The following is a 7,428-nucleotide window of genomic DNA, read 5'->3' on the forward strand; positions in this document are numbered from 1 at the left end:
TTAGTGGTTAGCAGGAGACACGATGAGCACACAGCCTTTGACCCATGGAACGGTTCCCCAGCGCCTGGCGCACACCCGCGAACTGATGAGCCGCGAGGGCATTCATGCCCTGTTGGTGCCGTCGGCGGACCCGCACTTGTCCGAATACCTGCCGGGTTACTGGCAGGGCCGTCAGTGGTTGTCGGGTTTCCATGGGTCGGTGGGCACGCTGATTGTTACTGCGGATTTTGCCGGTGTATGGGCAGACAGCCGCTATTGGGAACAGGCGACCAAGGAGCTCAAGGGCAGTGGCATCGAGTTGGTCAAGCTGCAACCCGGCCAGCCCGGGCCGCTGGAATGGCTCGCGGAGCAAACGCCGGAAGGCGGCGTGGTGGCCGTTGATGGTGCGGTCATGGCCGTGGCCTCGGCGCGCACCCTGGGCAGCAAGCTGGAGGCACGTGGTGCACGCTTGCGCACGGATATCGACTTGTTGAATGAAGTCTGGCAAGACCGTCCAACCTTGCCGAACCAACCGATCTATCAACATCTGCCACCCCAGGCCACCGTCAGTCGTGGCGAGAAGCTCGCAGCCCTGCGTGCCAGCTTGACGGAAAAGGGGGCCGACTGGCATTTCATCGCGACCCTGGATGACATTGCCTGGCTCTTTAACCTGCGGGGTGGCGACGTTTCGTTCAACCCGGTGTTTGTCTCGTTTGCCTTGATCGGCCAGCAGCAGGCGACGCTGTTTGTGGCCCTGAGCAAAGTCGACGCCGAGCTTCGCGCGGTGCTGGAACAGGATGGCGTGACCCTGCGCGATTACAGCGAAGTCGCAGCGGCGTTGAAGGACATTCCTTCGGGCGCGAGTGTGCAGGTCGACCCGGCCCGGGTGACCGCCGGCTTGCTGGAAAACCTGGGCAGTGGCGTCACGCTGATCGAGGGGCTTAACCCGACCACCTTGGCCAAATCGCGCAAGAGCCTGGCGGACGCCGAGCACATTCGCCAGGCCATGGAGCAGGACGGCGCGGCCTTGTGTGAATTCTTCGCCTGGCTCGACAGCGCGTTGGGCCGTGAGCGCATCACCGAACTGACCATTGATGAGCACCTGACGGCAGCGCGTACCCGTCGTCCGGATTATGTGTCGCTGAGCTTCAATACGATTGCCGCATTCAACGCCAATGGCGCGATGCCGCACTATCACGCGACCGAAGAAGAACACGCGCTGATCGAAGGCGATGGCTTGCTGCTGATCGACTCCGGTGGCCAGTACCTGGGTGGCACGACCGATATCACGCGGATGGTGCCTATCGGGACGCCAAGCGAAGAGCAGAAGCGCGACTGCACGCGGGTGCTGAAGGGGGTGATCGCGTTGTCCCGTGCACATTTCCCCAAGGGCATTCTCTCGCCGCTGCTGGACTCGATTGCCCGTGCGCCGATCTGGGCCGAGGGTGTGGACTACGGCCACGGTACCGGTCATGGCGTCGGCTATTTCCTCAATGTGCATGAAGGCCCGCAGGTGATCGCCTATCAAGCCGTCGCCGCACCGCAAACCGCGATGCAGGCCGGCATGATTACGTCCATCGAGCCCGGCACTTACCGTCCGGGGCGTTGGGGTGTGCGCATCGAGAACCTGGTGTTGAACCGTGAAGCGGGCAAGACCGAGTTTGGCGAGTTCCTCAAGTTCGAGACACTCACCCTGTGCCCGATCGACACCCGTTGCCTGGAGCCGTCGTTGCTGACGGTGGAAGAACGCCAGTGGTTCAACGATTACCACGCGCAAGTCCTTGAGCGCCTGAGCCCGCTGCTCAGTGGCGCGGCACTGGAATGGTTGCAGGTGCGTACGGCCGCTATCTGAGGGGCTGCAGTTCGGGCGCCTGGGTCAGGGCATCGGCCATGTAGTCGATAAACGCTTTGACCCGGGCGGACTGGCGGCGATTGGGTGCCGAAACGGCATGAATCGGCAGCGACTGCGGGGTGTAGTCCTGCAGCAAGGCGACCACCCGGCCGGCCTTCAGGTCATCAAAGAACAACCACAGGGGCGACAGCGCAATGCCGTGCCCCGCCAATACCATCTCGCGTATAGCCTCGGAGTTATTGCTCTGGGCGTTGCCCTTGATCTTGACGCTGTGCCGCGTCCCGTCCTTTTCGTAGACCCATTGGTTCTGGCTGCTGAGCAGGTTGAACAGCAGGCAATTGTGCCGGGCCAGCTCTTGCGGTGTTTGCGGCGCCGGGTGTTTGGCCAGATAGGCCGGACTGGCGAGGGTGACCCGGTGAGTAGTGCCGATCTGCCGGGCGATCAGGCCGCTGTCGCGCAACTCGCCGATGCGCAGGGTAACGTCCAGGCCTTCGCTGACCAGGTCCTGATTTTGATCGCTCAGTTGCAGGTCAACCTGTACCTGTGGGTATCGATCGAGAAATCCCGCCAGGCGTGAGGCGATGTGCAGGCGACCGAAGCTCACCGACGAGCCAATGCGTAACGGACCGGCGACAGCCTCCTTGCCGGACTGGAAGCTGTGTTCTGCAGCATCCACCGCCGCGAGGATTTGTCGGCAATGGCTGTAGTAGCGCTGGCCTTCGTCTGTCAGGGAGAGTTTGCGGGTGCTGCGGGAAATCAGCTTGCCGCCCAGTTCTGTCTCCAGTGCACGCAGTACTTTGCTGATAGTGGGCTGAGTGGTCTGCATCTCCCGGGCAACCGCAGAGAAACTCCCGCGCTCGATCACTCGAACGAAAATGGCCATTGCGTTGAGCTTATCCATGGGGCTACCGATTCATGCCAAATGAGCATGGCCACTATAGCCGTTTGGCGTCTTATCGGCATGAGTGGCCGGGCACATCATGGTGATCACTTCCTGATGAATCGAGATCGCGACCATGACTGATACAACTCAAATGCACGCCCTGGTGGTGGATGTGGCGAATGGGCCGTTACGGCTGGCAACGATTCCAAGGCCGACGCCTGGGGATGGTGAGGTGCTGGTGAAGATCAAGGCCAGTGGCCTCAACCCGTTGGATGGGAAAATTCGAGCAGGCGAGGCGGCCCATGCCCGTCAGCCGTTGCCGGCTGTGATTGGCTTGGACTTGGCGGGGATCATCGAGACGGTGGGCCCGGGTATCAACGAGTGGAAGGCGGGCGACGAGGTGTACGCCCTGGCGACGGGAGTGGGCGGCCTCCAGGGTTCGTTGGCGGAGTTTGCCGTGGTGGATGCGCGCTTGCTGGCGAGAAAACCCGTGACCCTGAGCATGCGCGAAGCCGCGGCATTGCCGCTGGTGCTGATCACCGCATGGGAAGGGCTGGTGGACCGTGCGCATGTAGGCCCGGGGCATAAAGTACTGATTCAGGGCGGTGCGGGTGGTGTAGGACATGTCGCCGTGCAAGTGGCTAATGCATTTGGCGCCGAGGTGTTTGCGACCGGTTCAGCCAGGCAGCGGGCGTTGATCGAGGGGCTGGGCGCTACGTTTATCGACTACCAACAGCACACCGTCGAGGAGTATGTAGCCTTGCACACGGCGGGCGAAGGTTTTGACATTGTGTATGACACGGTGGGCTGGCCGACGCTGGATGCATCCTTCCGGGCGGCCAGGACTTATCACGGGCATGTGCTGAGTTGTCTTGGCTGGGGTTCTCATAGCCTGGCGCCGTTGTCGTTTCGCGGGGCGACTTACTCCGGGGTGTTTACCCTGCTGCCGATGCTGACGGGCAAGGGGCGGGAGCACCACGGGCAGATCCTTGCCGAGGCGGCGCAGTTGATTGATGACGGGAAGCTCACGCCGATTCTCGACGGGCGTCAATTCGACCTGCACTCGGCAAACGCCGCCTGCGAGTTACTCGCCGGCGGCGCTCAAGGGCGTCTGGTGATTGAAATCTAGCTCAGCGCTTCGCGGACAAACTCCAGGCGGTCCTGGCCGAAAAACAACTGGTCGTCGACGAACATCGTAGGTGCCCCGAATACGCCGCGCTGGATGGCGTGCTCGGTATTGTCCTTGAGGGTGGCCTTGACGGCATCGTCATTCGTCAACGCGAGGACTGCTTCGGGATCAAAGCCGTGTTCAGCCAGCACCGCAGCCACCACAGCAGGATCACCCAGGTGACGGCCTTCTACCCAAAGGGCACGGAACAGGCAATCGATGAAATCCTGAAAACGCTCGGGTTGGCGCATTTGGACACCGGTGACAGCGCGCATCAGCGTCAATGTATTGATGGGGAAGTGCGGGTTGAACTTGAGCGGGACGTTGTAGCGCTGGGCGTAGCGTGCCAGGTCCTGGAACATGTAGCGGCCTTTGGCGGGAACGGTGGCCGGTGATGCATTGCCGGTGGCCTTGAACACCCCGCCCAGCAGCATTGGCTTGTAAATCAGCTGGGTGCCGGTTGCAGCGCACAGGCCTGGAAGTTGGGTATAGGCCAGATAGGTGGCAGGGCTGCCGAGGTCGAAGAAAAATTCTACTGTTTTACTCATGCTGGATACTCGCAGTTTATTGTTATGGGGCGCGCTTACCAGGGTTCATTCCAGGGGCGCAGGTCCAGCTCGAAGGTCCAGGCGTCCCGGGGCTGGCTGTGCAGGTACCAATAGTTATCGGCGATGTGGTCCGGATTGAGAATGCCGTCCTGATCCTTGAGGGCGTATTTTTGCGGGAAGTTGTCGCGGATGAAGTCGGTGTCGATGGCGCCATCCACGACGACGTGGGCGACGTGGATATTCCGTGGGCCCAGTTCGCGAGCCATGCTTTGCGCCAGTGCACGGATCCCGTGTTTGGCTCCAGCGAACGCGGCAAAGCCGGCGGCTCCACGCAACCCGGCCGTGGCACCGGTAAACAGGATGGTGCCGCGGTTACGGGTGACCATGCGCTTGGCCACTTCCCGCGCGTTGAGGAAGCCTGAGAAACAGGCCATCTCCCAAATCTTGAAGTACTTGCGGGCGGTTTCTTCCAGGATGCTGCATGGCACATTGGCGCCGATGTTGAACACGAAGGCTTCGATGGGGCCCTGCTCGGTTTCAATCCGCTCGATCAGCGCGATAACGTCTTCTTCCTTGCGGGCATCGCAGGCAAAGCCATGCGCCTCGCCACCTGCTGCGTGGATGCTATCCACCAAGGGTTGCAGTTTATCGGCGCTGCGCCGGGTGACGCAGGCGACGTAACCCTCACGGGCGAAACGCTTGGCGATGGCACCACCTGTGGCATCGCCGGCACCCACTACCAGTACGATTTTCTTGTTGTTCGTCATGGGAGATCCTTTAGTAAACGATCGTTTGCCAAACGAACGTTATGCTACGATCCAGCAGGCGTCAAGCTGACAGCACAGTGGAGGAAGCGATGCGATATTCGGCTAGTCACAAGCAGCAAACCAGGGAAAAGCTTCTGGACAGCAGTGCGGCACTGGCGAAGAAAGAGGGTTTTGCCAGTGTCGGGGTGGATGGCTTGATGAAGGCCATTGGCTTGAGTGGCGGTGCGTTTTATAGCCACTTCGCTTCGAAGGATGAATTGTTCAGTTCGATTGTCGAGCGTGAATTGAGCCACAGCCTTGAGCGATTGAATGGCGACGGGGTGCAAAGCCGTGAGCGGCTGGATCGCTGTTTGAAGTTCTACTTGAGCATGGCCCATGTGGAGCAATCCGAAGCCGGATGTGCGTTGCCGAGCCTGGGGGCGGAGATTGCGCGATCTGATGTGGCCGTTCGTCAACAGGCGCAGGACTGGATTTGCCGATTGCAGGTGGGGTGGGCAGCAACACTGGGCAGCGAGGCCCTGGCGTGGTCGATTCTGTCGCAATGCATCGGCGCCCTGGTGGTGGCGCGGATGATGGTCGACCCGCAGGTGCAGGCACAGGTCCTGTCATCGAACTACGAGGTGCTCAGCCAGCAGCTGTCGAGGCTGTGAGGTCATCGACAGTTACTTGCAGATGACAATCATGCTTCGGCTTGTGTAGCCGGCGGGGTTAAGACCGAACGGGTAGTCGCCTGGGTCTTCGGCGTTGTCCCCCGACTTGGCGATGACTTTATAGCCTTTGGCGCCACACGAATTAGCTGCACTGGCGTAGCACTGGTCCCAGGAAGAGGACAGGCCTGAGCAGTTGATATGCAGGCCCTTCTTTCCCCGTTTTACTTCGGTCTTGGTGGTCGCGGCACAACCTGCGATTGCCACAATCATGAACAGCATCAAAATTCGCTTCATTACTATCCTTAATAGCCGCCTCGCTTAAGTGCACGAAGCTGGCTTTGCTCGCTCTCGAGTGTAGCGTTCATGATGTCCTTATCGAAAATCTCCATGAATGACACTGGGTTACGACCTAAACATGGCCTAATTGAGCGGCAAATGCCATAGCTACGTCAAATCCTGAATCAATCGGCTGGAACGAGTGGTTTTGATTCGTTACGCATGGTCAGGGTTGCACCCACCGAGGCCAGGATAATGCAGGTGATGGCCAGCCATTGCGCCAAGGACAAGTGCTCTTGAAGGAAAAACAGCCCGGACAGGGCGCCGAACGCGGGTTCGATACTCATCAGGGTTCCGAACGTGCGGGCTGGCAGGCGAGTCAGGGCGACCATCTCCAGGGTGTAGGGCAGGGCGGTGGATAAAACCGCGACACCAATGGCGATCGGGATCAGCGAGGGTGTGAGGAGTGCGGCGCCCGCGTGGACGATACCTATCGGTGCAACAAACAACGCTGCAATCATTACGCCGAGGGCCGCAGTCTGAACGCCATTGTCGGCGCCGGCCTTTTGGCCAAACAGAATGTAGAGTGCCCAGCACGCACCTGCGCCGAGTGCATAGGCGGCGCCTGTGAGGTCAATGCCGCTGCTGGCTTCGCCCACTGGGATCAATAGCAGAAGTCCGACAATCGCCAAGGCTATCCAGAGAAAGTCTACGGCGCGTCGCGAAGCGTAGATGGCGACTGCCAGTGGGCCGGTGAATTCGAGGGCTACTGCAATTCCCAGCGGAACGGTACGCAGCGACATATAGAAGAGGAAGTTCATTCCCCCCAGCGCCATCCCGTAGACGATCACCGTCTGCAACGACTTGGCTGTCAGCTTGGCGCGCCATGGGCGTAAAAGGAGCAGCATGATCACACTGGCGAAAATCAGGCGCAGGGTGGTGGTGCCCTGGGCGCCCACGATGGGGAACATGCTTTTGGCGAGTGAGGCGCCTGATTGAATAGAGGCCATGGCAATGAGTAGCAGGCCGACCGGAAACAGTGTCGAAGCCAGGCTACGCGGGGAAGTGGTCATTGAGGGTATTCGTCCGAGGTCGTATTGAAAGAAACCGAGTGGCTATGATGCTTAACTGTTGAGCGTTGGGCAATATATTGCTCAATTAGTTAACGGTTCCTTCCTATATAGACGAATTCCGTGATTGTCGGGATGGATTGATAGAAAAGCTGAATTAAGGGTTGACGGCAGATTCTGGAAGTCTATAATTCGCCCCACTTCCGGCGCAGTCGAAACGGAAAACTCCTTGGTA

General features: G+C 59.8%; 8 protein-coding genes. 3 read left to right on the forward strand and 5 right to left on the reverse strand.

Going from position 1 to position 7,428, the window contains the following annotated elements; all coding sequences use genetic code 11:
* Window positions 1-22 precede the first annotated feature (22 nt).
* Window positions 23-1,831, forward strand: a complete 1,809-nt coding sequence (locus ACIOMR_RS21740) for an aminopeptidase P family protein (protein ID WP_401196307.1) — start codon at window positions 23-25, stop codon at window positions 1,829-1,831.
* Here the strand turns inward: ACIOMR_RS21740 and ACIOMR_RS21745 are convergent.
* Window positions 1,824-2,732, reverse strand: a complete 909-nt coding sequence (locus tag ACIOMR_RS21745; RefSeq protein ID WP_008430860.1) for a LysR family transcriptional regulator — start codon at window positions 2,730-2,732, stop codon at window positions 1,824-1,826. The genes ACIOMR_RS21740 and ACIOMR_RS21745 overlap by 8 nt on opposite strands.
* Window positions 2,733-2,847: 115 nt before the next feature.
* On the opposite strand from ACIOMR_RS21745, the gene ACIOMR_RS21750 reads away from it, so the two are divergent.
* Entirely contained in the window at window positions 2,848-3,843 is a 996-nt protein-coding gene (locus ACIOMR_RS21750; RefSeq protein ID WP_401196310.1) for a zinc-dependent alcohol dehydrogenase family protein, read from the forward strand.
* Here the strand turns inward: ACIOMR_RS21750 and ACIOMR_RS21755 are convergent.
* Both ACIOMR_RS21755 and ACIOMR_RS21760 read right to left on the reverse strand, forming a co-directional pair.
* Window positions 3,840-4,430: a 2-hydroxychromene-2-carboxylate isomerase gene (locus ACIOMR_RS21755; protein ID WP_008430864.1), complete on the reverse strand. Its 591-nt coding sequence runs from the start codon at window positions 4,428-4,430 to the stop codon at window positions 3,840-3,842. The two genes, ACIOMR_RS21750 and ACIOMR_RS21755, sit on opposite strands and share 4 nt — an antisense overlap.
* A 35-nt stretch (window positions 4,431-4,465) precedes the next feature.
* Window positions 4,466-5,197 carry an SDR family oxidoreductase gene (locus ACIOMR_RS21760; protein WP_102369597.1) on the reverse strand — a complete coding sequence of 244 codons (732 nt, stop codon included), beginning with the start codon at window positions 5,195-5,197 and terminating at the stop codon, window positions 4,466-4,468.
* 89 nt (window positions 5,198-5,286) lie between these two features.
* Between ACIOMR_RS21760 and ACIOMR_RS21765 the strand changes: the two genes are divergently transcribed.
* Window positions 5,287-5,847, forward strand: coding sequence for a TetR/AcrR family transcriptional regulator (locus ACIOMR_RS21765; protein ID WP_003210141.1), 561 nt, complete (start codon window positions 5,287-5,289; stop codon window positions 5,845-5,847).
* Between the two features lie 12 nt (window positions 5,848-5,859).
* Here the strand turns inward: ACIOMR_RS21765 and ACIOMR_RS21770 are convergent, their stop codons facing one another.
* On the reverse strand, window positions 5,860-6,141 hold the full coding sequence (locus tag ACIOMR_RS21770) for a hypothetical protein (RefSeq protein WP_003210144.1): 282 nt from the start codon (window positions 6,139-6,141) through the stop codon (window positions 5,860-5,862).
* Between the two features lie 167 nt (window positions 6,142-6,308).
* Window positions 6,309-7,196: a threonine/homoserine exporter RhtA gene (rhtA, locus tag ACIOMR_RS21775; RefSeq protein ID WP_003210146.1), complete on the reverse strand. Its 888-nt coding sequence runs from the start codon at window positions 7,194-7,196 to the stop codon at window positions 6,309-6,311.
* Window positions 7,197-7,428 lie beyond the last annotated feature (232 nt).

It is taken from the genome of Pseudomonas sp. NPDC087814 (genome assembly GCF_044742865.1).
In the GTDB taxonomy this organism is placed as follows: domain Bacteria; phylum Pseudomonadota; class Gammaproteobacteria; order Pseudomonadales; family Pseudomonadaceae; genus Aquipseudomonas.